Origin of the sequence: Thalassolituus oleivorans MIL-1 (assembly GCF_000355675.1) — a bacterium.
Lineage (GTDB): Bacteria > Pseudomonadota > Gammaproteobacteria > Pseudomonadales > Oceanobacteraceae > Thalassolituus > Thalassolituus oleivorans.
This window is the reverse complement of sequence record NC_020888.1, coordinates 1782346-1808011: the sequence shown is the minus strand read 5'-3', so window position 1 is coordinate 1808011 and position 25666 is coordinate 1782346. Positions and strand designations below refer to the sequence as shown.

The 25666-nt window shown below is 47.8% G+C and carries 21 protein-coding genes; 7 read left to right on the top strand and 14 right to left on the bottom strand.

Annotation, left to right across the window (positions count from 1 at the left end):
- Positions 1-28: 28 nt before the first annotated feature.
- Together TOL_RS08085 and TOL_RS08080 are read left to right on the top strand one after the other, a co-directional pair.
- Entirely contained in the window at positions 29-304 is a 276-nt protein-coding gene (locus TOL_RS08085; RefSeq protein WP_015486835.1) for a metal/formaldehyde-sensitive transcriptional repressor, read from the top strand.
- Between the two features lie 110 nt (positions 305-414).
- On the top strand, positions 415-1656 hold the full coding sequence (locus tag TOL_RS08080; RefSeq protein ID WP_015486834.1) for a tyrosine-type recombinase/integrase: 1242 nt from the start codon (positions 415-417) through the stop codon (positions 1654-1656).
- Positions 1657-1876: 220 nt separating this feature from the next.
- Here the strand turns inward: TOL_RS08080 and phbB are convergent, their stop codons facing one another.
- On the bottom strand, positions 1877-2623 hold the full coding sequence (phbB, locus tag TOL_RS08075) for an acetoacetyl-CoA reductase (RefSeq protein ID WP_015486833.1): 747 nt from the start codon (positions 2621-2623) through the stop codon (positions 1877-1879).
- Positions 2624-2832: 209 nt separating this feature from the next.
- On the opposite strand from phbB, the gene thiI reads away from it, so the two are divergent.
- On the top strand, positions 2833-4314 hold the full coding sequence (thiI, locus tag TOL_RS08070; RefSeq protein WP_015486831.1) for a tRNA uracil 4-sulfurtransferase ThiI: 1482 nt from the start codon (positions 2833-2835) through the stop codon (positions 4312-4314).
- Between the two features lie 71 nt (positions 4315-4385).
- On the opposite strand, the gene TOL_RS08065 is transcribed toward thiI, so the two are convergent.
- The 4 genes from TOL_RS08065 to TOL_RS08050 form a co-directional block, all read right to left on the bottom strand.
- Positions 4386-4634: a DUF3297 family protein gene (locus TOL_RS08065; protein WP_015486830.1), complete on the bottom strand. Its 249-nt coding sequence runs from the start codon at positions 4632-4634 to the stop codon at positions 4386-4388.
- Between the two features lie 147 nt (positions 4635-4781).
- A complete protein-coding gene (locus TOL_RS08060) occupies positions 4782-5159 on the bottom strand; it encodes a glutaredoxin family protein (RefSeq protein ID WP_015486829.1) in 378 nt (125 codons plus the stop codon).
- A gap of 242 nt (positions 5160-5401) precedes the next feature.
- Entirely contained in the window at positions 5402-6328 is a 927-nt protein-coding gene (locus tag TOL_RS08055) for a hypothetical protein (protein WP_041588841.1), read from the bottom strand.
- Between the two features lie 5 nt (positions 6329-6333).
- A complete protein-coding gene (locus tag TOL_RS08050; RefSeq protein WP_015486827.1) occupies positions 6334-7347 on the bottom strand; it encodes a hypothetical protein in 1014 nt (337 codons plus the stop codon).
- Between the two features lie 457 nt (positions 7348-7804).
- Between TOL_RS08050 and xthA the strand changes: the two genes are divergently transcribed.
- Entirely contained in the window at positions 7805-8617 is an 813-nt protein-coding gene (gene xthA, locus TOL_RS08045; protein WP_015486826.1) for an exodeoxyribonuclease III, read from the top strand.
- A 100-nt stretch (positions 8618-8717) separates the two neighbouring features.
- Here the strand turns inward: xthA and TOL_RS18295 are convergent, their stop codons facing one another.
- From TOL_RS18295 to TOL_RS08005, 8 genes are all read right to left on the bottom strand, one after another.
- Positions 8718-10904: a thrombospondin type 3 repeat-containing protein gene (locus tag TOL_RS18295; RefSeq protein ID WP_015486825.1), complete on the bottom strand. Its 2187-nt coding sequence runs from the start codon at positions 10902-10904 to the stop codon at positions 8718-8720.
- Positions 10905-11068: 164 nt separating this feature from the next.
- Complete coding sequence (locus TOL_RS08035; RefSeq protein ID WP_015486824.1) at positions 11069-12313, bottom strand: tetratricopeptide repeat protein; 1245 nt, start codon at positions 12311-12313, stop codon at positions 11069-11071.
- Between the two features lie 2 nt (positions 12314-12315).
- Positions 12316-12945 (bottom strand): energy transducer TonB, encoded by a 630-nt coding sequence (locus tag TOL_RS08030; RefSeq protein WP_015486823.1) that lies wholly within the window; start codon positions 12943-12945, stop codon positions 12316-12318.
- Positions 12945-13352, bottom strand: coding sequence for an ExbD/TolR family protein (locus TOL_RS08025; protein ID WP_015486822.1), 408 nt, complete (start codon positions 13350-13352; stop codon positions 12945-12947). The genes TOL_RS08030 and TOL_RS08025 overlap by 1 nt, the downstream gene beginning before the upstream one ends.
- Positions 13345-13887: a MotA/TolQ/ExbB proton channel family protein gene (locus tag TOL_RS08020; protein WP_015486821.1), complete on the bottom strand. Its 543-nt coding sequence runs from the start codon at positions 13885-13887 to the stop codon at positions 13345-13347. Before TOL_RS08020 ends, TOL_RS08025 begins: the two co-directional genes overlap by 8 nt.
- Positions 13877-15292 carry a MotA/TolQ/ExbB proton channel family protein gene (locus TOL_RS08015; protein WP_015486820.1) on the bottom strand — a complete coding sequence of 472 codons (1416 nt, stop codon included), beginning with the start codon at positions 15290-15292 and terminating at the stop codon, positions 13877-13879. Before TOL_RS08015 ends, TOL_RS08020 begins: the two co-directional genes overlap by 11 nt.
- Complete coding sequence (locus tag TOL_RS08010) at positions 15285-16142, bottom strand: DUF3450 domain-containing protein (RefSeq protein WP_015486819.1); 858 nt, start codon at positions 16140-16142, stop codon at positions 15285-15287. The genes TOL_RS08015 and TOL_RS08010 overlap by 8 nt, the downstream gene beginning before the upstream one ends.
- Positions 16143-16231: 89 nt before the next feature.
- Positions 16232-19186: an insulinase family protein gene (locus TOL_RS08005; protein ID WP_015486818.1), complete on the bottom strand. Its 2955-nt coding sequence runs from the start codon at positions 19184-19186 to the stop codon at positions 16232-16234.
- A 156-nt stretch (positions 19187-19342) separates the two neighbouring features.
- Between TOL_RS08005 and TOL_RS08000 the strand changes: the two genes are divergently transcribed.
- A complete protein-coding gene (locus TOL_RS08000; protein WP_015486817.1) occupies positions 19343-20509 on the top strand; it encodes an aminotransferase class V-fold PLP-dependent enzyme in 1167 nt (388 codons plus the stop codon).
- 64 nt (positions 20510-20573) lie between these two features.
- On the opposite strand, the gene TOL_RS07995 is transcribed toward TOL_RS08000, so the two are convergent.
- A complete protein-coding gene (locus tag TOL_RS07995) occupies positions 20574-21512 on the bottom strand; it encodes a DUF2167 domain-containing protein (protein WP_015486816.1) in 939 nt (312 codons plus the stop codon).
- A 381-nt stretch (positions 21513-21893) separates the two neighbouring features.
- Here TOL_RS07995 and TOL_RS07990 point away from each other — a divergent pair, with 381 nt between their 5' ends.
- Positions 21894-24329 (top strand): DUF1592 domain-containing protein, encoded by a 2436-nt coding sequence (locus TOL_RS07990; RefSeq protein ID WP_015486815.1) that lies wholly within the window; start codon positions 21894-21896, stop codon positions 24327-24329.
- Entirely contained in the window at positions 24326-25660 is a 1335-nt protein-coding gene (locus TOL_RS07985) for a DUF1552 domain-containing protein (protein WP_015486814.1), read from the top strand. Before TOL_RS07990 ends, TOL_RS07985 begins: the two co-directional genes overlap by 4 nt.
- Positions 25661-25666: the final 6 nt, after the last annotated feature.

Below are 25666 nucleotides of genomic sequence, written 5' to 3'. Positions count from 1 at the left end.
ACCAGAAGCAACGCAATCGGAAAATAAAATGTCGCACCTTACTGAATCTAAAAAACCTCTGTTAACACGAGTGCGTAAAATCAAAGGGCAAGCGGAAGCACTTGAACGCGTACTGGAAGGCGCTCCCGACTGTACTGCTGTACTGCAGCAAATCGCCGCCATACGTGGTGCGGTAAATGGCTTGATGACGGAAGTACTTAATAGCCATATTCGCGAACACTTAGGGGCTAATGACCTCTCACCAGAGCAGCGCGCAACAGAAGTTGATGAGGTACTGTCGATTCTAAAGAGTTACCTTAAGTGATCAGCCTCTTCCTCAATATTCTCCCGTAGCTATTTCCGATAATTTGAACGGCAACCTAGAGTGGCGTACTCTAACGCAAACGCCACTTAACGCCTCTCTCGGGTTTTTGCATGTCTAAAGCACCAAACTCCACAGCACCACAGCCGGTTATCGATCAACTTGAATATATAGGCAGCCCTCTCGCTTACGCGCGAAAAACAATGAAGCGAATTCCTGAGCTTGAAAAGCTTCCTGGGGCTTTTGATGATCTTATCCACTCCCTAACCTTTTTAACGGCGTATAACGGCAGCGGCGCAACCTTTAATAGCTATCGCCGTGAAATCGAACGTTTATTGCAATGGTGCTGGCTAATTCAAAAAGTCACACTGACAGATCTAGGTCGCCAAGATATAGAAGCCTATATTCACTTCTGCCAAGATCCACCGAAGGCATGGACGGGCGACCGACAAGCGGCTCGCTTCACTGGCCCTGAAGGCGAGCGCAAGGCCAGCACTATATGGCGGCCTTTCGTGAGTAAGGCCGACAAGATAGGACGCATGTCATCAACCGCACTTTCGCAGAAATCACTGCAATCTGTATTCGCCGTACTGTCGACTTACTTTAATTTTTTGCTGCAAGAAGATTATTTAAAAGTTAATCCCGTCGCCTTAATTCGCCAAAAAAGTAAATTCTTGCAACGCCACGCTTATCAAGAACCTGTGCGCCGCTTATCGAACATGCAATGGGACTTTATTTTAGAAACCACCGAGCAATTAGCTAAGGAACACCCTGCCGAGCACGAGCGCACCTTATTTGTTATGAACTGTTTGTTCGGGATGTATTTACGAATATCGGAATTAGTTGCCGATGAACGCTCCGCTCCGGTAATGGGTGACTTCCAAAAAGATCAGGATGGCAATTGGTGGCTGCGAGTTGTTGGTAAAGGCAACAAAGCACGCATGGTAACAGTATCCGACGACATGCTAAAAACGCTGAGACGCTACCGCACCCATCTTGGGCTTCCACCTCTCCCCTATGTCGGCGAGCAAACGCCGCTTGTGGCTAAATTACGTGGACGCGGCCCAGTGACCAGCACTCGTCAAATTCGCTACATGGTACAAGCCTGCTTCGATCGTGCGTTAGATAGAATGAAATCCGATGGCCTAGAAGAAGAGGCACGAGAGCTACGCGTTGCGACCGTCCACTGGCTGCGTCACACCGGAATTTCTGAGGATGTGAAATTCAGACCCAAAGAGCATGTCCGCGAGGACGCTGGGCACGCCAGCATGGCAACGACAGATCGTTATATTGATACGGAAATGCGCGAACGTCATGCCAGCGCACGTCATAAGAAGATTAAGCCAGAGCTTTAATAACTAGCAAAGATGCTGACGGGATTACATGGCAAGACGGCGGTTAGGTATGGGAATTCCTGACGAGCTTTAAGCCGCTAGAGTATTTGGTCGTAGAGTTTGAGTGCATGTTGATCTGACCGTTTTTTGCCATGAATGGCAAAACCGAGCCTCCACGGATGGATTCACGGCGAGTCAGAAAAACATGTACTCAGGCTCAGCGCAGACTAAACAACCACCCTTAATGCATGTACTGGCCGCCGTTGGCTGAAATATTAGCCCCAGTAATAAAGCCAGCGCTTTCAGCCGTTAAAAAGCTAACCACACGAGCGATATCTTCTGGCTCACCAAAGCGACCAACTGGAATGTCTTTACGGATGGTTTCACGAATTTCTTCTGGCACATCCATAATCATACTGGTGGCGATATAGCCCGGAGACACGGTATTTACCGTCACTCCCTTTCCTGCCACTTCTTGCGCAACCGCCTTAGTGAAACCATACATACCGGCTTTTGCTGCTGAATAGTTCGCCTGACCAAACTGACCTTTTTCGCCGTTAATGGAGCTGATATTAACAATGCGCCCCCAGCCTTTAGCCAACATGTCATTGATAACCAACCGCGTCATGTAGAAAACCGACGTCAAGTTAGTAGCGATAACATCATCCCAATGTTCCGGAGTCATTTTTCGCAACGTAGTATCGCGCGTGATACCACCGTTATTAACCAATACATCGACCGTGCCGAAGTCTTTATGAATACCTTCAATACATGCTTCGCAAGACGCCCAATCGCGAATATTGCCGTACGCAAGTGCGATGTCATATCCTTCAGCCTTCATTTCTTCCTGAAATTTTTGTGCTTTGTCATGATTACCACCAGAGTAATATCCAGCTATCACCTGATAGCCATCATCCGATAACTGCTTGCAGATGGCCTTCCCCAAACCACCAGTACCGCCGGTAACTAATGCTATGCGTTTGCTCATGTTCTACTCCTTCAGTTTATTGTTTCACACAGTCTTTACTTCTCGTCTTAAGACTATCGCGCGCAGATAGAAGTTAGAATGACAAAGGCATAATTACCAACGCCAGAATCCGCCAATTACTGACTTTCGTAAAGCCGATTGGGCAAACCTGCCACTGTTGTAAGAACTGGGCTATAATCGCCCACTTTTTGGCACGTCCGGTCCCTAACATGATGAAGTTCGTAATTAAGCTATTTCCTGAAATCACCATTAAGTCGACATCCGTTAGAAAACAGATGACGAAGATTTTACGGGCTAATTTACAAACCCTAATACGTAAACAGGGAATCTCTGCGGACGTACAAAATCGCTGGGACAGCCTCATTGTTTTAGTCAATCATGATGACGAAGCAACCCACCGTAAGGTTGTTCAGATATTAAGCCACACCCCTGGCATCGGCTTTTCCCTCGAAGTCTCTGAATATCTTTTTGAAACCCTCGACGAGGCGTATCAGCGCGTTCGCGATGTCTACGCCGAACGAGTGTCAGGCAAAACGTTCTGCGTTCGCATTAAGCGCTCAGGGATTCATGACTTCACCTCCAACGACGCTGAAAAATATATGGGCGGTGGATTTTTAAAAGAAACCGGCGCACTAAAAGTGGTTCTAAAGAACCCAGAAGTAACCGTGCACGCCGAGATTCGCAACGATAAGGTTCAGGTAGTTACCAACAACATTAAAGGGCTTGGCGGCTACCCTCTCGGCAGCCAAGGTGAGGTTTTATCCCTTATTTCTGGAGGATTTGATTCCGTAGTGGCCAGTTACTTAATGACTCGTCGCGGACTGAAAACACATTTCTGCTTCTTCAACTTAGGGGGCAGTGCCCATGAAATTGGCGTGAAACAGGTAGCCCACTATCTGTGGAGCACCTACGGTGAAAGCCATCGCGTTAAATTCGTTACCGTGCCATTCGAAGACGTTGTTACTGAGATTTTAACCAAGGTAGAAACCAGTCAGATGGGCGTTGTGCTTAAACGTATGATGCTGCGAGCAGCCTCAGGCGTTGCCGATAGCTTGCGACTGCCTGCCATCGTTACCGGCGAAGCAGTTGCTCAGGTTGCCAGTCAAACCATTACCAATCTCGCCGTCATCGACCGCGTATGCGATCACATGGTCTTACGCCCGTTAGCTGCCATGGATAAGCAAGACATTATCAATATTACCCGTCGTATTGGTGCCGAAACCTTCGCTGCTCGCATGCCAGAATACTGTGGTGTTATTTCAATCAACCCAACCACCGTCGGTGATCGCGCACGCGTAGAAGAAGCTGAGAAAGCCTTTGATATGGGTGTATTAGAAACAGCCTTACAAAAAGCCTCTTACCAGCGCATTGATGAAGTTTTAAATGGTAGTGAGAGCGGATTAGAAAACGTTGAAATCGTTAACACCCCAAGCGTTAGTGACATCATCGTTGATATTCGCCATCCCAATGAAATTGAAGAAGCACCCCTAACACTAACCAACAACACCGTCATTGAGATCCCCTTCTTCGAACTGGAAGGCCGCGTAAACACCCTGCCAGAAGCCGGACGATACTTGCTCTACTGCCAAAAAGGCACCATGAGTAAAATCCACGCGCATCATTTAAACAGTGATGGTAGTAGCCGTTTTGCGGTGTTTATGGAGCAGATTAAACCTAAGACGAGTGCTTAAGCTTTAAGATTAGAATACTGGCTTGGACGTAAAACCCAAAGACGTTGCTGCTTTGGGTTTTACAATGGATATTAAATATAAAACGCTTCAACAGTGCCTTTTAACTTCATCAAAAGCGGTTGTCCACGGCGATCCAAAGCCTTTGGCGACGCGATTTTAATCCAACCTTCGCTAATGCAATATTCCTCAACATCGTTGCGCTCTTTGCCATTTAAACGAATACCGATATTGTGCTCGAAAACTTCCTTCACATAATGCGGACTACGAGGATTGCTCGAAAGATGATCCGGTAAGGCTGGCTGAGAGGCTGTATCGTTCATGGTGGTGACCTAAAAAAATTAGCTTAATGAAAAGTGCGCCAGTGTAGACAATATGCCCTTAACGCTCAAGGGTTGCGTATCCATGCAGGCGGTGATCACGGTATGCGATTCACTCCGCAATCAACCTGTAACAAACTAGATGAAGCCTCAGATCGATTTTTGCTTAGAGAACAAACCATCCAAATACTGAATAATATCACTCGACTCATAGAGCCATTGGGCATTTTCGCCCTCACCTATGCGCAAGCAAGGGACTTTCACACGGCCGCCTTGAGTTTCTAATGCCTCGCGATTTTGAAGGTGTTTTATGTCTCGCTTTTCAATATCAACATTCAAACGATGCATCGCACGACGAGTCTTTAAACAAAAAGGACAAGCGTAGAGCTGATAGAGCGCCAAATCTTTTGCTTTTGCCTGCACAGCAGCCTGATCAGCCTCGCTGCGCTTCATAGGTTTTGGATTCGTCAGCCAGCTAACAAAGACGAAAATCAACCCTAAACCATTTCTTAAAACTTTTAACAGCATAATCATCCCTACCTATGTGGTAACGTCGAACGACAAAAATCTTGAGGCGGAGTGTATAGGGTTGAAGTCGATTGTAAAACTCTAGGATGAAACAGATTCAATGCAGGAGAGCATTAATCGTTTTGCAGTTTTCATTTAAATTGATTGAAGCTCAGCAAGTTTTACTTTGTTTACCTCTAAGAGGGGGAGCATTACGCCCCATCAACATAACACCCGTTTCAAGAAAAAAACGATAACAACCATTACGGCTTAAAAGGCATCCTTTTTGCTTCATCACTAGGGGTGATGTCTCGTTCTTTTGGCTTTTTGTTTGGCTTCTCTTTGATTAATGGCCACGGTAATTCACCAAAGCTCTCAGTAAGGGACATGTCAGGGCAAGTTGCCTTGACCTGATCCCATTGAGCCTGAGTCGACTTCCCTACTTTTAAGTGCATCGAGTCGATTATTGAATCGCAAAGTGCGAAAAGTGGTTTCGCTCTAATTTCATTCTGCAAATCAACCCCGCGCAAATCAAAATAAATTACTATAAAGTTTTGCGCTGTTATAGGGTAGGAAACAACCCGCGTAAGTGACGGATTGTCTCGCCCCCCGTTTGCAATAAAGTGCAAATCAAAAAGTGCTCCTTGAATGCTTTCCGATAAAGGCAGTACACTCCAATTTACTGGCCCGCGAAAATGTGGTTGCTTCCCGGAACGACGATAACCATAGGCATGATCAAAGTAATCGGAACAAGCCATTTCAAATGTTCTTGGATGGAACAAGTTTGACCGTTCAAATTTAGATCCATTTTCAGTAGAAACTAAAATAGCTCGTGTCGTTAACCATTCCTTCATTCCTCCAAACCATGGAGCAGTAAAATACCAAGTATTCTCATAAAATACTTCTTGATTCCAATAATCCCTTGGTCCATCTGAGTTGTTGTATACGCGCCCCCATCCTCCTTTGGCTAAAATATTGGCAGAGCCAGGTCTGATCGCATCCACCGCACTTCCACTACCATCAAAACTAAAAACAGGGTTGGACCAAGGAGCATTAAAATAAAAGCTTGTATCTCCAAGTAACCACTTGTTTAGTCGTGGTTTTGAGAAATAGGGACCACGAATCTCGGTGGGTTTATGCTTGCTGTCCCGTTCAACTGAGAAAGGAAAAAATTTTAACCAGTCAAACATGGCCATCAACCTCGACTCATACGTTCTTTGAGTGAATTGTATGCAAATTGCAGCGCACCTACTGATCCTGTAATTGTTCCAATAGTAGCCAGCAAGGGGGAGCCAGTGGCTACCCCTCCGGCTAATGCACCAATACCAATTACGGTATTGGTCGCCATCGTTCCATTGGCCAACTCCCTGCTGTAGTCGTCCCAATTGTATGGGTCATTTTTATCGGCAGCCCTTTGTGCATTCCCAATGGTAGCACTTAAGGCTGCCTTGATATGACTATTACTTCTCAGCAGATTTTTATCGGCCAACATGCCCATTTGCGTCGCCGCTTGAAACGCTGGCCGAGGATCAGAGGTTGCCCAGCACATTTTTACGATATGTTTCTCATCTTTGAAGGAGATGTTTTTCGCAACTAAGGTCGTCAATGCTTGGGTGAGCACCACAGAACCACCTCGTTCGGAGGCCCAAACCACCCCTTTCTTATTCTTTGACTGCTCCATAGCGTCGGCCAGCAATCCCGCAAAACCATAGGTTTTGCTTACCGCTACAGCGTTGTAATTACGCATTCCCTTTAGCTTGCTTCCCAAAGGGGAATAAAACAGATCAAAGTCGCATCTTAATGCAGCACTGCTTCCAAATAGTTCATTTGATTTCTTTACAGCTTCTCTGGCAGCTTTTAACGGGGATTCATAGTTGGTGTTCGAGATCACGACATCTCGATTTTCTTTGGCAGTTATCCGGTGATTATTTCGGTATCTGACTATAATGCCGCTACCATCCTTAGTCACACTATACACTCCGGGCTTCTGCTCACTCCCGCGAGCAATACTCTTGTACTCATCACTAAGATCTAGGCGGGTAATGGCTAAAACATCATTAGGGCGGCGCTCTATGGTGGCTGCTATGCCAGGAACAAACACCACCACTTGCTGAAAGCTGTTGGTTTTATAGTCATTAATATTGGGGATAAATACATTGGTTTTACCGGTTAAACCGGTGGATAAAGCACTGAGGTGCTTCAATGCCATTAGCGGGTAGTAGTACCCTTCTTTGGCAGCTCTTTCTAGAATAAGAGCATCATCTTCGGTGTTTGGGGTAAAACGAGGGTTTTGCCAATTCCTGGGGTATTGAGTTGCAATCCTTGAGAGGATTTTACTAAGTTCATCGCGTTAGTCCCTTGTCGATGGTGTCGACTCTTGCCATAAAGAAAATGGCAGGTCGTTTTGTTCAGTTTATTGATTATTGTAAGAAGGCATAGAGGATACCTATCTGGCACAATTTTGAAAAGCGCCCGCAACGCTCGCGGTATAGTAAAAAATCCAATCATTGTTTTCATATAGCAATCTAGTTATGCGATAAACCGACTAAGCCGCCCCTCAAAAGCATCAAATACTAAAACACTTCCAAAACCACTACCCAACTAACGGTTCCATTCTGACGTAGTTATTCCTATCATCATGGCCTTAGAAATTTAAGGATCGTCTAATGGCCAAGATTGTAAGTTTTAATATCAATGGTGTGCGTGCTCGTCCGCATCAACTAGAAGCCATTCGTGATCAGTTAGCCCCCGATGTTATTGGCCTTCAAGAGACTAAGGCTCACGATGAAGTATTCCCCTTGGCAGATATCGAGGCGCTGGGTTATCACGCTGAGTTCTTTGGCCAGAAGAGTCATTACGGCGTGGCGTTATTAAGTAAGCAAGCGCCTGAGTTTGTGCAGAAAGGTTGGCCGTGGGCCGATGAGGATGCACAACGCCGTGTGATCCATGCGGCCTTCCGAATTGATGGTGAATTGTGGCATATCATCAATGGCTATTTCCCGCAGGGGGAAAGCATTGATCATGAAACTAAGTTCCCTGCTAAACGCGCGTTTTATGCCGATTTAATGCGCTATCTGGATGAAAAGTTCACGCCGACAGATCGTGTTTTAATTATGGGTGATATGAATATTTCGCCTGAAGACAACGACATAGGTATCGGTGACGCGAACCGCAAGCGTTGGTTAAAAACCGGCAAATGCAGTTTTCAACCAGAAGAACGTGAATGGTACGAACGCTTATTAGCCTGGGGTTTAAAAGATTCTTACCGTAAGCACTACCCTACCAGCAATGACACTTTTAGCTGGTTTGATTACCGCTCAAAAGGGTTTGAGGACACACCAAAACGCGGCCTGCGTATTGATCACATCTTGGTTACCGAGCCACTGCATCAAGCTTGCACGGCGGCGGGTGTTAGTTATGATATTCGCGGCACAGAAAAGCCTTCCGATCATGCGCCGATTTGGTCGAAATTCGAATAACATCTATTGATTTTAAAATTCAATTCAATAAAAAAGAGGCTGCAATCGCAGCCTTTTTTTTATCAGTAATGACACTAGCTTTATTAACCTAAACGTTAAATCAATTAGCCTGTAATACCGGCAAATCTAAATCCGAACCAAAAACCCAAGGAGTTATTGCAGCCGTCGCACCATTATTGTCCTCGTCGATTGCGCCCCAGCCATAGTAGAGCGTTTTACCAACTAAACAGCCTATGTCGTCTGCGGCTTCTGGGCACTCAAGCTGCGCAACCGTTGCTCCAAGAGTTTCGGTAATAATGCCTTCATCCTTGTAATCAAGCCCTACACCAGATGCCTGACCTGTTGCGTCGGTGGCCCAATAGCTTGAGCTTAGGGTAAATTCACTGGCGTAACCAATCAATCCACCAACACGGTAAGTACCCGACACAGCGCCAGCAGCGTAATTGCTACTGATATTGCCAGCGTTATACGTAGTTCCAACTAAACCGCCGACATTGTCGTCACCAGTCACAGAACCGCTTGCGTAACCACTATTTAGTAGGGAGTTTTCGATATAACCGACAACACCACCAACAAACGAACTGCCTGTCACGGCGCCAGCAGCATAACTGGTGCTCACCTGAACCGATTCATAAACCATGCCTATTAAACCACCAACATAATCACGACCAGTAACATCACCTATCGCATAACTTTGCTTAACCACGGTTGAATATTCGACGTCTCCGGCTAAGCCACCAACAGCATCATTTCCGATAACAGCACCCGTTGAGTGGCAGTTTGAAATTTGAGCTGAATAATATGCCCCGCCAGTTAAAGCACCGACATAATCATGGCCAGAAACACTCATTAAATCACCGGTAAGCGCGACGCTAAGGAGCGTTGCTCCGCTCACATAACCAAACAGGCCAACGTCATCTTGATTTGGTCGATTAATATAGAGGTTGCGAATTTCAAAGCCATTACCATTGAAGCTAGCAGTAAATGGCGTTGCAAAATTACCGATCGGAGACCAGCCTAAATTAGATCCGTCGCCTAAAGGATCGTAGTAACTATCACCTGAATCCAATACGCCATTGCCGTTAGTATCAAAATCTAAATCACTCGTAAGTTCGTATCCATTGCATACACTGCCAGGACAACCCGCCGCGCTTGGGCCATCACCTTTATTACGACCAGTTCCGTCGGGTTGATTTCTTATCCAGTCCAGCTGCTCTAAGGTCGCAACATCAATAATGCCGTTATTGTTGTTATCAACATCGGCATTATCACCAACACCATCGTTATCGAGGTCGGTTATTTCGGTGCTGTCGTTTGGAAATACATCGGCGTTATCACCCACACCATCACCATCTGAATCTAGTGTTTCGGTTGCATCGTTGGGAAAGGCATCAGCGTTATCACCAGTGCCGTCCGTATCACTATCAGCCCACTCGGTGTTGTCATCTGGGAACACGTCTGAATTATCGCCAACTCCATCACTATCAGAGTCGGCAGTTTCTAGCGGGTCATCTGGAAACGCATCGGCGTTATCGCCAGTACCGTCCGTATCACTATCAGCCCACTCGGTATTGTCATCTGGGAACACGTCTGAGTTATCGCCAACCCCGTCGCCATCAGTGTCAGTTGTTTCAGCAGAGTCGTTAGGGAATGCATCGGTGTTATCACCAACACCATCCATATCGCTATCGCCCCACTCACTTGAATCATTGGGGAATATATCTGAGTTGTCGCCGATACCGTCCATATCGGCATCAACCGTCTCCAACGGATCTGCAGGGAAGACATCCGAGTTGTCGCCAACACCATCCCCATCAGTGTCCGCCCATTCGCTAGCGTCGCTTGGAAATGCATCCCCATTGTCGCCAACGCCATCGCCGTCGCTATCTATGGTTTCGGAAGCGTTAAAAGGGAGTTGATCTGCAATGTTCCCTACGCCGTCACCATCGGTATCTTTAGTTTCAGTAGCGTCGTTAGGGAACGCATCAGCATTGTCGCCTACACCGTCGCCATCGCTGTCTAGGGTTTCTTTGGCGTCATTAGGGAATGCATCGGCAAGATCGCCAACGCCATCACCGTCGGTATCTTTGCTTTCACTTGCATCATTGGGAAAGGCATCTAACTCGTCAGGAACGCCATCACCGTCGCTATCAGGATTTTGCGCAGATGGGTCTGGAGTGGGCGCGATAATCATGGTTGAGTCAGCTGCATTGTTATCGTCACCACCACAAGCGGTAAGGACCAGTGTGCAGACGCCCAAAAGCAGGAGTTGACGAGTTTGATTCATAGAACATCCATTTATTGCAACACGACAAAGACAATTGACTAAACTCAGGCGATATTACCAATTTTGTTAAAATTTGTAATCTACGCAATGTAGACGTTCCCTAAGTCGCAGTATTTGCAATATGACAGACGTATCGTTTTGGGCGATTCCCGTAGTGTTTTGGCTTATTCAGGTAAATAAGCTAGCCACTGCTGGGCTACAACCGCGCTACCTGCCACCCCTAGCGCTTGCTGGAAATAGCGGCGAGCGGTGTTTTTGTCGCCGTTGTCAAAGGCGCAGCCGCCAACCAATAGAAGACCATCACCTTTTTTGTTGGAATCAAGGCCCAATTCCTGCGCTTGACTGAGAAAACCTTCAGCTGCTATGCAATCACTGCTGCGCACCGCAAGTTGCATGGCATAAAACGCCAGTTGCGGTTCATTGGTTTTGATCGCTGCTTGGCTTAACACGATGGCGGCATCGTCATCTTCGCGCCCAAGTTGCCACGCGGTTGCCAGCAATTTCATATTAGCTTCGCTATCGCTCACGGTTAAATTCTTGTCGTTATCCGCCAACCATTGTTGCAGTAACCGTGCAGCTCGTTCCGGCACACCTTGCGCAATAAGCAATTGCGCCAAAGCAATCAATGAGCTTTCCTGGGTTAGATAACCGCCAGCATAGGCTAACTCTAACACCGCCAACTGCTGCTGTGGCTGCTCTAGCAGTTGATACATAGATGCGCGCTGTAGCCAGTAATTCTCGTTATTCGGCTTAAGAGTTGTGAGTTGCCCTAGCGCCTGCGCGGCCTTGTTGTAACTTTTCGTTTGGTACAAGGCTGAGGCCAGCATCACCAACCAGTTTCCTTCCGGTAGCTTCTGTAGAGCAGCTTGGGTATTGATAGCTTTATTAAGCCAAGGAATGGACTCGCCATAGCGCTGTTGTATTTGCAGACAAATCGCCAACAGCGCAAAGGTGGACGGAGGAACGGCTGTGGCCTGACTCTCGGCAGTGGCAATAGCCTTAAATAGTAGGCTTTCAGCCTTTTTAGTGCGCTGCTCTCTCCTTTCTTGGCCTGCCAAATAAATCTGGGCCAAATTACTACTAAGGTTGAGCTGTTGATCTGGCGGCAAGGCGTCCAAAGCCAAGGCATTTTCTAACGATTGCTCAGCATCAGTCATGCGTTCTTGTGCTAACGAGATTTGTGCTTGCATCTGGTAGCTCAATGCCAAACCCAACCCGGGATTCAAGTCTTTAATTAATTCTTCGAGAACACGGTCTGCACCCGACCAATCACCGTCAGTCATTGCCGTTTGCACTTGTTCCAGAGTGCGATACGTTGCAGGCGATAGCGAATCAGCCACGGCGGATTCGCTCAGGCTAAGAAACAGCAGCATGGATAGGAGTGCGTATCGTAAAGTTCGAATATGCATCGTTATTTGCTCTGTATAAAGTCGATGGTTTGTGTGGCCTGTTGCTCTACAGCAACACCATCGACCACTTTGGGCTTGAACTTGTAGCGATACATAGCGCGAATCGCTTCACGCTCAAAAATACCGGCGGGTTCAGCTTTAACAACCTCAACCTGAGTAACTGAGCCATCAACACCAATACTCAAACGCGCCGTCACGTAGCCTTCGATGCCGCGCATTTTCGCCTTAGCGGGATAGGTGGCAGGCATGCGCACCAATGGCATGGCATCAGAATCACCTATTCCAAATCCGGCAATACTGGCGTCACCAATAGAACCAACACCCACCACGAAAGATGGAGTGATTTGCGGCATATTAACCAAGGCCTGAGTCGGCGGCGTTAATGTTTGCGCGGTGGCTAACGGTGGTCTTGGTGGTGGTGCATCCGCCGGTGGCGGCGGCAATTCGCGCTGGCGAGTGCGGGTCTGGCTATCGTTTTGCTGTCTGATAAAGTTGATTTGCGCTGAGTTATCGGCACGCTCGTAGGTTTGTTCAGGCGCAAGCACCATACGGCTCATCAACCAAAACAAACCAGCGACAACCAACGCTCCTGCCAGCAGAGCCAATGGGATTCGCAACCAACCAATCACCATTAGGGGGCTTCTCGTGCAGCAATAGAGATATTAGTTATTCCGGCCAATCGAATTTGGTCCATCACTTTTACTAGCAAGCCGCTAGGGGCAAACTCATCTGCTTGAATAATTGCAGCGCCTTCGGGGTTATCGGCCTTCATGCGTTCGATATTCGCCCTAACAGAGCGCACATCAACCACGCGCCGATCGATCCAAATTTCGCCATTGGCACGAATCGCAACCAATAAATTGCTACCCGTTTTTTGTTCGGCAGTTTCTGCACTGGGGCGATTAACCGAGATGCCGGACTCTTTTACAAATGAGGTCGTGACAATAAAAAAGATCAGCATGATAAAGACGATATCGAGCATTGGCGTGATATCAATATCCGCGCCGTCGATATCGTTATTAACGTGACGTTTAGCCATGATTGCCGCTCCTCAGTTCTAGTCCTTGGTGCGAACTTAAGCGTTCGTTCAGATGCCGCTCGTTACGAGTACTCAAACGCGAAAATCGAGATTTAAAATACAAGCCCGACAAGGCCACTACCAAGCCCGCCATCGTCGGCAATGTAGCTTGAGAAATGCCGGAGGCCATCGCCCTCGCATTGCCCGTTCCAGTTACCGCAAGCACATCAAATACACTAATCATGCCGGTCACTGTTCCCAACAATCCCAGTAGTGGGCACACCGCTATCAGCACGGCAATTAGCGACAGCCACCGCTCGCCCTGTGCGCGAAACTCGCTTAACCAATATTGACGAATACGTCGCGCCTGCCAGCTTTGATGCTCGCCTCGTTGCTGCCAGCGCTGTTCCAATTGCCGCATTAACCGTGGTTGATCGCGATAGAAAAACCATAGGCGTTCTAAAATCAAACTCCACAACAGCAATGCAGCCAATAGCACGCCATATAAGACAAAGCCGCCGCGGCCGATAAACTCGGTCAACCACTCAGGCAACATGCGATTTCTCGTTTGATTTCTCTAACGCTTCGGCCATGAGTCCTGCTGATTGTTCATCCAAAACTTGCACTAAAGCACGGCTGCGCGAGGCAACCCAGTTGTGCATTAGCAATAAAGGAATGGCGACAACTAAGCCGAGTACGGTGGTGATCAAGGCTTGGGAAATCCCGGCAGCCATCAGCTTGGCATCCCCAGTACCGTAGGTGGTAATCGCTTGAAACGTTGCGATCATACCGGTTACGGTACCGAGCAAACCGAGCAAGGGTGCAATGCCTGCTAATAATTTAATAATGGATTGGCCGCGCTCTAATGCCGGCAGCTCGCGTAAAACGGCTTCGTTCAAGCGCGCTTCGATTAACTCGGCATCGTGATTAAGCGGTATATCTTTTGCGACTAACAAGACGCGCCCAAGGGCGTTGTCGGCGGTTGGAGTGAGCATATTCGCTCGCTGCTTACTGACGCCACGACCTATCAATCCCAGCATGGCAATGCGCCACAACGCCAACAAAACACCAGCTGCACCTATGACAAGAATCAGGTAGCCAACCTCGCCGCCCTGCTGAATTCGTTGTTTCCAAGTTGGGGCGTCCATCGACAACCCAAGCAAGGCACCTCGACTTGGATCAAGTGCGACGGCTGCAAAACCATTCGATGCGCTCAGCGGATAATCGCTGAGTAAATTTGCTTCATCAGGTTGTTGCGCAGGCTGCGACAGTTGCTTTAACTCGTCATCCCACAATAGATAACCAGGTTTTTTGGCCTGCGGATCAGTAACCACATTGAAAGTACCAAAACGCACGACAGCCTGCTGAGCCGTTGTGCCATCAAGCAAGGTGACCGGTGCCGTTAACTGGCGAATCTCGCTTGCTCGGGTAACTTCCAGTTGAAAGGTGTGCCACAGCTCTTCCAGCTCAGGAATTGCGGGCAAGCGTTTAGCAGCCGCCAACGCATTAAGATCGGCAGGATAGTCGCCATCAATGCGGGTAAGACTGGTATCTAAAACTGAGTGTAGATCCCCTGCGACTTGGCGCACCACACCAAACATTTCGCCAAGGTTGCCGGTGCGCAAACGCAGGGCTTCGGCGGCGTCTTGCAGAGCTTTGTCGTTGCTATCGAATTGCTCTTTTAGGGCTTGGGCGCGTGCTTTTTCAGTCGCAAGTGCCTGCTTCGCCGCCGCTAGCAACTCGGTTTGCTGTGCGAGATCCGCTTTGAACGCGGCTTCGCGTGCACGATTAATCTCTGCTTCCGCGTCCTGCCACTGATTGGCACTGGTTAAGAGTTCGATATTGGCACTTCTAATTTTCTCGGCATTAGCATCCGCAGCTTGAACGGCTGGAGATATTACTCCGGCTAGCCCGAGCAGTAATAAAGTCGCGGACGTGACTCGACCTAATGGCTTAAACATCACCGCCCTCCTTGTTCGCATTCTCCACTTCACTTTGAACAAGCGGCGACGCTAACGGCACGGTAATTAATTGCGGGGCTGTGGTTTGGCGCGCGACCTTAAAGGCTTGCTTAATATCGGCCAGCATGTCGCTCGGAAGTTCGCGCCAGCCATTACTGCTCATAAGCCAAGTCCAAGCCTGCTGTTGATCCTGGCTTAAACGATATAAGCCAATTCGACCGACTCGGAGCATGTCATAGGCTTGGCCGTCTACTCGTTCGCGATAGGCCTCAAGGGTGCGTCCGTATTCAAGTTCAATCTGAAAAGCTTCGAGCACTCGACGGTATTTTTCTGAAACGGATACATCGGCGCGCTGAAGCATATCCCGCAGCAGTGCTATCCGACTTTGGCGTTCATCTAACGAAAACGGCAAGCCTTGCTCTGTGTTGCGTTGCAGGTCGTCGATCATGCGTACCATCAGCGGCAATATGCCCTGTTCAGTTTGATCAATAGCCGCTATCTGCGAATCATAACCTGCCAGTTCTTCTTGCTGGTTGGCAACGATAAGCGCCATCTGCTGATTGTATAACCGCAACTGCGCAACTTCGCCCAGTGCTCGGCGAGTATCCGCCAAACGTGACAGCGTTGCGTCATCAAGCTTTTCTATTCGTGCTTGCGATTGTTGGCCATTGCGATCCGTTGCTTTAATGATGCTCAAAGATGTATTGGCATCAGTAGTTGCAGCTTGCAACGAGGTGGCTGGGTTTTGCGGTTCCGCCTGAGCTGCGAGAGTAAACACAAAGCCGATTAAACAGCCGATGAGCAAACCCCGAGAAGTCGGAGGCAACGCCAAGTGATTGAGCCTTTTCATACCATGCCTGTATTTGTGCCTGTCCGATATAAACAAGCCGGCATTAAAGCCGGCAGTGTCATTTGGATTAATCTGCTGAATTAAACTGCTTAATAGTCGGTTGCGATCAAGCCTAGTTTTGCGGCCATTGCATCCGTACCGCGTGGCGCCACAACGGCCATACTGCCATCTTGGCCCTGCAAATACTGTTTAGCCACACGTTGCACATCCGCCCAACGAGTGGCTAGCAAGCGCTGGCGATACTCTTGGCGTAATGCGTATGTGCGACCGGTCTTGTCCATATGGTACGCCTGCTTAGCCTCACCTGCTGGCGAGCCCGGGCGGTCCATGCCGCCGATAATACCAAGTATTGCCTGTTCAACCAGCTCATCGCCATCTTTGCGTTCCAGCACCCAGTCGATAGAGTTACGGAACTCGCGGAAAGTTTCTTCAACGCGCGGATCACGATACGAATAGAACTTGAAGCAAGCCAAACCCGAATCTTGAGTCGCGCCAGCACCGTATGCCCCACCCTGCTCACGAATAGCCGTGTGCAAATAGCCATTGCGCAACACACCACCCAATACAGCTAACGGCGCAGCGTCTTCGTGGGTCATGGTAACGGTCGATATAGCCAAGGCACAGAAGTTAACCTGTGAATCGACCATCCAATAAGTCGAGCTTGCCACCGGCGACCATTCAATTTGGCTAGTGGCTAATTCACTAACACCCGTCCAGTTTCGACCAAGACTACTAACATGGCTTTCTGCAGCTTGCTCATCATGAACCAACAAGGCGGCATCAGGCGTAGTGCGCAAACGACCAAATACGTCACTCATCATTGCACTGATTGCACCAGCGCCTTCTTCTTTCGCTTGCTTGGCACGCTGTTTCACGCGCAGAGTTTGTGGCAAGCCTGCTAGCTCATTCATGAAGTTGGCGGTGCGATTTAGCGGTGCAGCTGCGAGGGACATCGCCAACGAATGACCACCACCAGTGATGCCTTGTTCTTTGCGGGATTTGGCGTGATTCAACAAATCCAACAAACGTTTTTCTTCATTAAAAACAGGCGTTTGCCATGTTTCTTTCATCAAGTTACTAAAGGCGTCCGCTTGACTGCCAAGCGCCTTGCCCGACATAACAAGGTAACCCTCGATCTTATCGCAGTCGGAAATATTCGCCTTCATCGACGCATAGGAAGTTAGGCTACCTACGATGGCCGTTTGACGTTGCTGTTGCGTTAAATAATCGTGACCACCCGCGCCAACTTCCGTCCAAACCTGAGTGAAGTAAGGCAACCAGCTAAGCTGTTCTGCGGTTAATGCTGGCAGTTCTGTCATCAACTGTTGGTAGATAATGCCATTGGTTCCAGTAACGTATTCAGCCGTCGGTAATCCATCCGTATGCTCTTTGCTTGGCGCGACATAGCTTAAATCCGGCTTCACATCATCCAGCGTCACTTGGGGTAGTAAACCCGGATCATCTTCTTGTTCTTGACGCTCTTTCAAGGCATTAGCTTGTGCTTGAACGGCAGCGATATCTGCGTCATTCATACCTGCTTTCATGCTTTCTAGACTTGCCAGCTCAAGACGTTTAGCTTCAGCGTTCAATCCGGCATCAGGCTTCAAAGTAAAACGCACCCGATGGCGGTTATTCAGCAACAGGCGTGTTACGGCTTCTTGCATAAATTGCGGGTTTTGAATTTTTGCACGCAGGCGCTCAAGTGCTGGATCAAGATTGACCAAGGCAACTGGGTCGCCGTAGTGAATTGCAGCGGGCAAGGCATTAAAGATTAACTGCAAGCCATAAGGGTAGCTGTCGCCACCGATTTCACGCTGATGCAACTCTAACTGGTGCAACGCGGCTTCGATGGTATCTTGGGCGACGCCCTGCTCGGCCACTTCCTTCAAGGTGTCCAGCACCAGCTGCTCAACGGCGGCTGCATGTTCCGGCTCGCTGCCCTCGATGCCGCACATAAAGCTCATTTCACGGTTGGAGTCTTCCAGTCCGCACAGTGGCGATGGTGAACCACCTAATTCGGTTTGTTCCAGTGCTTTGCGCAACGGCGAGGCGCTGTTATCCAGCAATACTTGGCTAACAAGATTTGCTTCAAGCTGGGCATCCAAATCAATCGAATCACCCAATAGCCAGCCGATAACATGATGGGTTTGCGCACCCACGTCATCGCTATCGACGCCGTAAGCAGATTCAACCGCAACGGGTGCGGCATAGCGCTTTTCCGGTTGTACATGCCATTGAGTATCTTGGCGTTCGAAGCGGCTTAGCGCTTGGTTATCAATTTTGTCGTGCAGCGCCGTCACATCCATATTGCCAAAGGTCATGATAATGGCATTGGATGGGTGATAATGGCTGCGATAAAACGCGACCAACTCGTCGTAGCTTAAGTCGGTAATCGCGGCTGGTTCACCACCACTGTTGTAATGGTAAGTTGTGGTCGGGAATAAATAGCTACTAATACCCTGCCATAGCTGCGATACCGTCGATGACATCGCGCCCTTCATTTCGTTAAATACTACGCCTTTATATTCTAACGGCGACGTTGGATCTTCATTGTCAGTCAGTTCAACGCGATGACCTTCTTGGGCAAAATCGAGTGGATCTAAACGCGAGAAAAATACCGCATCCAAATAGACATCAAGCAGGTTGTCGAAGTCTTTAGCGTTTTGTGAAGCAAATGGATACGCGGTCCAGTCGCTACTGGTCATGGCGTTCATAAAGGTATTAAGCGAGCGCCGCGTCATCATAAAAAACGGATCGCGCACCGGAAAACGCTCACTGCCACACAAGGCCGTGTGCTCTAAAATATGCGCCACACCCGTTGAGTCGTGCGGCATGGTCCGCACCGCTACAAGAAATACATTTTCTTCATAATCCGACTGCATATGAAAATGAACAGCGCCGGTCTTTTTATGCTGATAACGATGAATAACAACATTTAGCGATTCAACCGGAGTTGCATCCAAATGAAGAAACGCGGGGTTGCGGGAGATTTCGAAATTCTGGCCAGTAACGGTGTTCTGAGTCGATTCGGGTGTCTGCAACATGGAGTCTCTGCTTTTCCTTGTATAGTATGAAGCGTATCTTAACAGGTGATGACGCCTAACTTAAACGTCAACAGTACGCAGGAAACACGTGAGCTACAACGACAAGATTCCCCTCATCACCACAGCGAACAGTAAATGAATTTTGGAGATAGCTAGATGACGCGCGATTCAAGGAAGGTTAGCCACCGCGAGACTGATTGGTGGAACGAAGAATTCCCAGTCAATCAAGAATGTATGTACCTAAATCATGCGGCTGTTGCACCTTGGCCAGACCGATCACGTAAAGCCGTTATTGAGTTTGCTAACGAAAATGCAGGGCTTGGCGCTAGCCATTACCCCGAATGGATTCCTACGGAAAACCGTCTTCGTGAAAATCTTGGATTATTAATTGATGCCCCTGTCGACAGTATCGCGTTGGTCAAAAACACCTCAGAAGCACTTTCTTTCGTTGCGTACGGGTTGAATTGGAAGTCTGGCGATGTCGTAGTGATTAGCGATCAAGAATTCCCCTCAAATCGTATCGTTTGGGAATCGCTCAGCAATAAGGGAGTTACCGTTAAGACCGTCAGTGTTGATGGCGACACCCCTGAAGCAGAGCTGATAGCCGCAATACAGCAATCTCCACGCTTAGTATCTATCAGCGCAGTGCAATACGGCACTGGCATTGCGATGGATTTAAGGCGTATTGGCGAAGCGTGTCGCGCGCACGGCGTACTGTTTTGCGTCGATGCAATTCAAGCGGTGGGCACAGGTCCATTCTCAGTTACGGATACTCATGCTGACTTTGCCATGGCTGACGGTCACAAATGGTTGCTTGGTCCTGAAGGCTTAGGCTTCTTTTATGTGCGCCCTGACGTTATGGAGCAATTAGCGTTAAGTGAATTTGGCTGGCATATGGTCGAACACTTAGGAGACTACAGCCGCAAAGATTGGCAACCAGCAACAACGGCGCGTCGCTTTGAATGTGGCAGCCCAAATATGCTCGCCGCGTTTGCGTTTGCTGCAAGCACCGACTTATTGTTAGAAGTTGGCTTAGATGTTATTCAAGAAAAAATCGCTAGCAATATCGCTTATCTGCGCAGCGGCTTAGAAGACATTGGCGCGGATATCTTAACGCCAGCTCATGCCGAAGGCCGATCAGGGATTATTACCTTTCGCTTTTCAAATATCGACAGCGAAAAACTTTATCGGCAATTGATGGGGATTGGTGTTGTGTGCGCAAGTCGCGGCGGCGGTATACGTTTTGCTCCGCACTTCCACACCACAGCAGACGTATTGGATGATGCACTGGATGCTGTGGCGAGATTAACAAATCGCAGTTAAGTCATTTAAGTCGATTGTCGCAAAGCGGTAATTGCGACAACCGGACTAAATTAACACGTTATTATTAACTTGCGCTTTTACTGCCAAACAAACGCTTTTTCAACCAAAGTAATGGCAGAAACAAGACGAACCAGAACTTTTTCAGCGCCAACAATGCCATCGCTATCATGCCGGTTTTAGCCAATACTTTACCGGCAATTAAACCACCAATACCGTATGCTGCGACCGTGTCGATATCCGGATCGAATTGACTATACAAATTGCCGTCGTTGAAATTTGCCATACCAAGAACTTCATCGCGCGCCATATTGATTTCTTGTAGCTGATCAATATTGGCAATAAAGTTCATCAATAAATACCCTTTGCGTCCAAGAATACGAACGTTGTAATTCAAGGTATTTACGTCCATATCGCCAAAGCGTATTTCTTTTGCCCAATACAACTTATGCGTAATAGCGTCGTAATATGGAGCTTCAGCCCAACCAACGAGTTCCAGCGTGTCGTAACCTTGCTCAACGCGATATTTTGACTCTTTGCGCGTATCTGCCTGAAGACCTTCCAGTAGTTCTTGATAATCAATTTCGCCGGCATCTTCATCAGATACAAAACCCTCTTCAGAGTACGCCAATTCAACACCCCAAGCCGCATTATCAATCGGAGTGTATTGTGCTGGGAATAACATACCTAAACCCAGTTCACCAGGAGGATTACCCCAAGCATCTTCAAGCACTCGCTTGCTGTCTTCTGGGTTTAAATAATAGTAATTCTCCGGCACTTCAAGCGTGGCTAAACCAGCACCTAATTCAATCTTGCCAGTATATAAAGTTAAAGAACTTAAAAATTCGATTTGTTGGCGATAGCCTTCCGATTCGTCGCCTGTCAACTCAGGTAAGATGAACGCTGACTCGGTGTAAGTATTTTCAACGGCATCCTCACTTAGTACGCCATTGGAAAGCAGACATGCTGCGCTAAATAAAAACGCTTTTAATAGATTCGACTTCATAACATCCTCTGTATTGGCCGTGCTTCATTGCACGAAGTGATTCACTCGGGTGTGAATTTCGGCGGAAGTCGATAACAAATGTCATGAGGTGTCACAGGCCTAATTGGTCCGTTTGTTTGAGGTTCGTATTGGTGCAGCCATCCATTCATCGCACCAAAAGCCATCGTTTAAGTCGTTTAATTACCTGCCTAGCCCACTCAAGAGTATTAATAAAACCCCAACAACCTATTGATTTTATTAGCCTTTAAATATGTCCGTCAATTTATCTGACCAATAAGTCAAGTTTTGGCATTGAAGATGCAATATTGGCGACTGGGCAATATCGCCCTTTCTGCTACTGGCCAAGGATGCTGCCAAACTGCGCTTATTTTAGAGGCAAGAATGAAGGTAATACTTGGCCCCCGTCGGTTTGGCTACGACCGAATAAGTAGTTTTCGCACTTGTATGCGTATCTCTTACATCGCAGTAGCTTCTATTTTCTGCGGATCACTTACCGCGCACGCGGCAAATCAAGCACTAGAAGCCGACGAGTTTTTAGATACCTATTGTTCGCGCTGCCATAACGACGAGCGTATGTCAGGCAATTGGTCTTTATCTATGGTGCAAGCCGAGAGCGTAGCTAAGGGGCATGACCTTGGCTCGTGGGAAAAAATTCTGAGTATGATTACACGCGGAGAAATGCCGCCCGTAAACAAACCACAACCCAGCGCATCTGAACATAAAGAATTCAGTTCATGGCTTCAGACATCACTCGATAATTACAGCATTGAAAATCCTAACCCAGGCCGCTCAACCATTCGCCGCCTGAATCGTGCTGAATACAGTAATGCCGTAAGGGATTTGCTAGCACTAGATGTCGACATTAAAGATGAATTACCGGCTGATGACTCAGGCTATGGCTTCGACAATATTGCCGATGTATTGACTGTTTCACCCACTTTAGTGGAGCGCTACATTCGCGTTGCAGGCAAGATCAGCAAACTTGCAGTTGGACTGGGGCCTAACGAACCATTTTCGACGATATATACATTGCCCAAAGATGGTTCAATTATGAACCAAGGCATTCCATCCTATAACCATCGCATGGGCGACCACCTTCCGCTAAATTCACGTGGCGGTGGCGAATTTTCGTATTACGCTCCGCATGACGGCACTTATAAAATTGGAGGATATTTAAACGCAAATACCAATAATGAGGTGGATCGCTTACTAGAAAATTACGTCAGTATAGAAGTGCCATTGAACGCAGGTCCGCACCACATTGGCATGACATTTCGTAAGCGGCTTGCCTTGGATGAAACAGTGCAAACGCTTCACAACACAACTGACATCGTTGTATTACCGACACTTCCTCCGACAAGCATGACGCTAGACTTTGTCGTCGATGGTGCTCGCGTCGGCAGTGTCGATGTGCCGTCTTATTATATGACGCCTCGGTTTGCTCAAGTTAATTTCTTACGCGATGTGTTAGAAATGAATATCGATGGGCCGTTCAATGCCTCAGGTCCTGGTAAAACACCAAGCCGCGATAAAATATTCTCTTGCCTTCCCGAAGCTGCCTCAACAGAAGATGAATGCGCAGAAGAAATAATCGCAAACTTAATGCAGCAAGCTTACCGCCGACCTGTTAATAAAAGCGATACACAACCACTCTACGCTATATATAAAGAGGTTAAAAACGACGCCGATTTCAACCATGGTATTGCGACTGCAATTCAAGCTCTACTGGTATCACCGAGTTTTCTGTTTTTGTTTGAACAAGATCCAGAAAATAGCAAGCCAGGAACAGTACACCCTATTAGCGATATTGAATTCGCTTCGCGCTTGGCCTTGTTTTTATGGAGTAGCCTACCCGACGACGAACTGCTAGCAGCTGCGAATAAAGGCGTACTGCGCCAGCCAAAGATTTTAAAGCAACAAGTTAATCGCATGCTGAATGATAACCGAGCTATTGCATTAACCGAAAACTTCGCCGGCCAGTGGCTTTATTTACGAAATCTAGAATATCAACGTCCGGACGTTTTCGAATTTCCAGAATTTGATGTGCCACTACGTCAAGCCATGCTGGACGAAAGTGAATGGTTCTTTGCCGATATTGTGCGCAACAATGCCAGCTTGCTTAATTTTATTCGCAGTGATTACACGTTTATTAATGAACGGCTAGCACGGCATTATAATATTGAAAATGTCAGCGGCCCCGCGATGCGCAAAGTAGAGCTGTCACCTTCTGATGGTCGCGGCGGCTTACTCGGCCAAGGTAGCATTTTAACGGTTACTTCATACGGCAATCACACCTCGGCAGTTAAACGCGGAAAATGGATTCTCGATAATTTACTCGCTGCCTCGCCGCCACCTCCTCCGCCAAACATTCCTGCTTTAGTGGCGAAACAAGGCGGGAAAGAATTAAATGCCCGTGAACAAATGGCATTACATAGGGAAGACCCTGCTTGCGCTGGGTGTCATTCAAAAATGGATCCTCTAGGGCTTTCTCTAGAAAATTTCGACGCTGTTGGTGCATATCGTCAATACGATACGGGCCGAATAATTGATTCATCGGCAGTTATGCCTGACGGCACGCAGTTCGAAGCGCTAAGCGGACTGCAAGATATTTTATTGCAGCAAAAAGACCAATTTACTCAAGCATTTACCCAGCGACTACTGACCTACGCCCTAGGTCGCGGATTAGAGCCTTACGACCAACCTAAGGTTAGAGCCATTGCTAAAGCAGTCGCTGATGACAATTATCGCATTCACACTCTGATTTTAGCCATTGTGAATAGCGAACCATTTAATCTACGCAGGACACCTGACGCATGAAAGACACCTTATCAATCAGCCGTCGTTCACTTCTTCGCGGGCTTGGTGCGAGTATCGCTTTGCCACTATTAGAGTCGATTGCACCCGCAGCATACGCAAACACCCTTGAGAATAAACCCAAACGCCTGAGTGTTTTTTATACGCCAAATGGTATGAGCATGGATAGCTTTACGCCATTAACTACTGGGATGAATTACGCTATGACACCCATATTGGAGCCGTTAGCAGCCTATCGGAATCAATTTTCTGTCATTTCCGGTTTAGCTCATTACAACGCTAGTGCACTCGGTGATGGCCCGGGCAGTCATGGTCGCAGCTGCGGTGCTTATCTCACTGGAGCACACCCTAAACGGACTGAAGGTTCAGATTTGCAATGTGGTATTTCCATGGATCAGGTCGTAGCCAATCATTTTGCCACCGAAACACAGTTAGCGTCACTTGAGCTTGGTATTGAGCCATCTAGCTTGCTCGGCAGCTGCGATATCGGTTACAGCTGCACTTACACCAACACATTGTCATGGCGTAGCCCTACCGTCGCGCTTCCCGTAACCGTAAATCCGCGTGATGTCTTTGAACGATTATTTGGCGATGGCATGTCGCTAGACGAAGAAAGCAGGCAAGCTCAATTCAAACGCAAATCAAGCATTCTCGATTTTGTACGCGACGATGCCGCGCGATTAACTAAAAAAATGGGGATGAATGATCGGCGCAAAATGGATGAATATTTAGCCTCTATTCGCGACGTTGAACGTCGTATCCAGAAAGCCAGCTCGCAAAAAATAGACACAAATGCTGGCGACTTAATAATGCCAACAGGCATTCCAAACTCGTTCGAAGACCACGTAAAGATAATGATTGATCTGCAAGTTTTAGCATTGCAAACGGACATGACGCGTGTTTGTACTTTTATGCTAGGACGCGAATTAAGTAATCGCACTTATCCCGACATAGGCGTACCCGACTCACATCACAGCCTCAGCCACCACGGCGGCAACCCAGAGAAGATTGCCAAACTCGTTAAAATAAATCGCCACCATATGGAACAGTTTGCCTACTGCCTCGAGCGCATGAGTTCAACCAAAGATGGAGAATCAAGTTTGCTCGACAGCACTTTATTAATGGCAGGAGCGAGCTTAGGAGAACCTAATGCGCACGACAACATGAACCTACCCGCGATTATTGCAGGCGGAGGCCTACAAGGTAACCGACACATTGCCGTCGAAAAAAATACGCCGATGTGTAATTTAATGCTGTCGATGATCAATAAGCTGGGCGTGCCAGCTGAGTCGTTTGGAGATAGCACAGGCCTTTTACATGAGCTGTCAGCCTAGGATTTA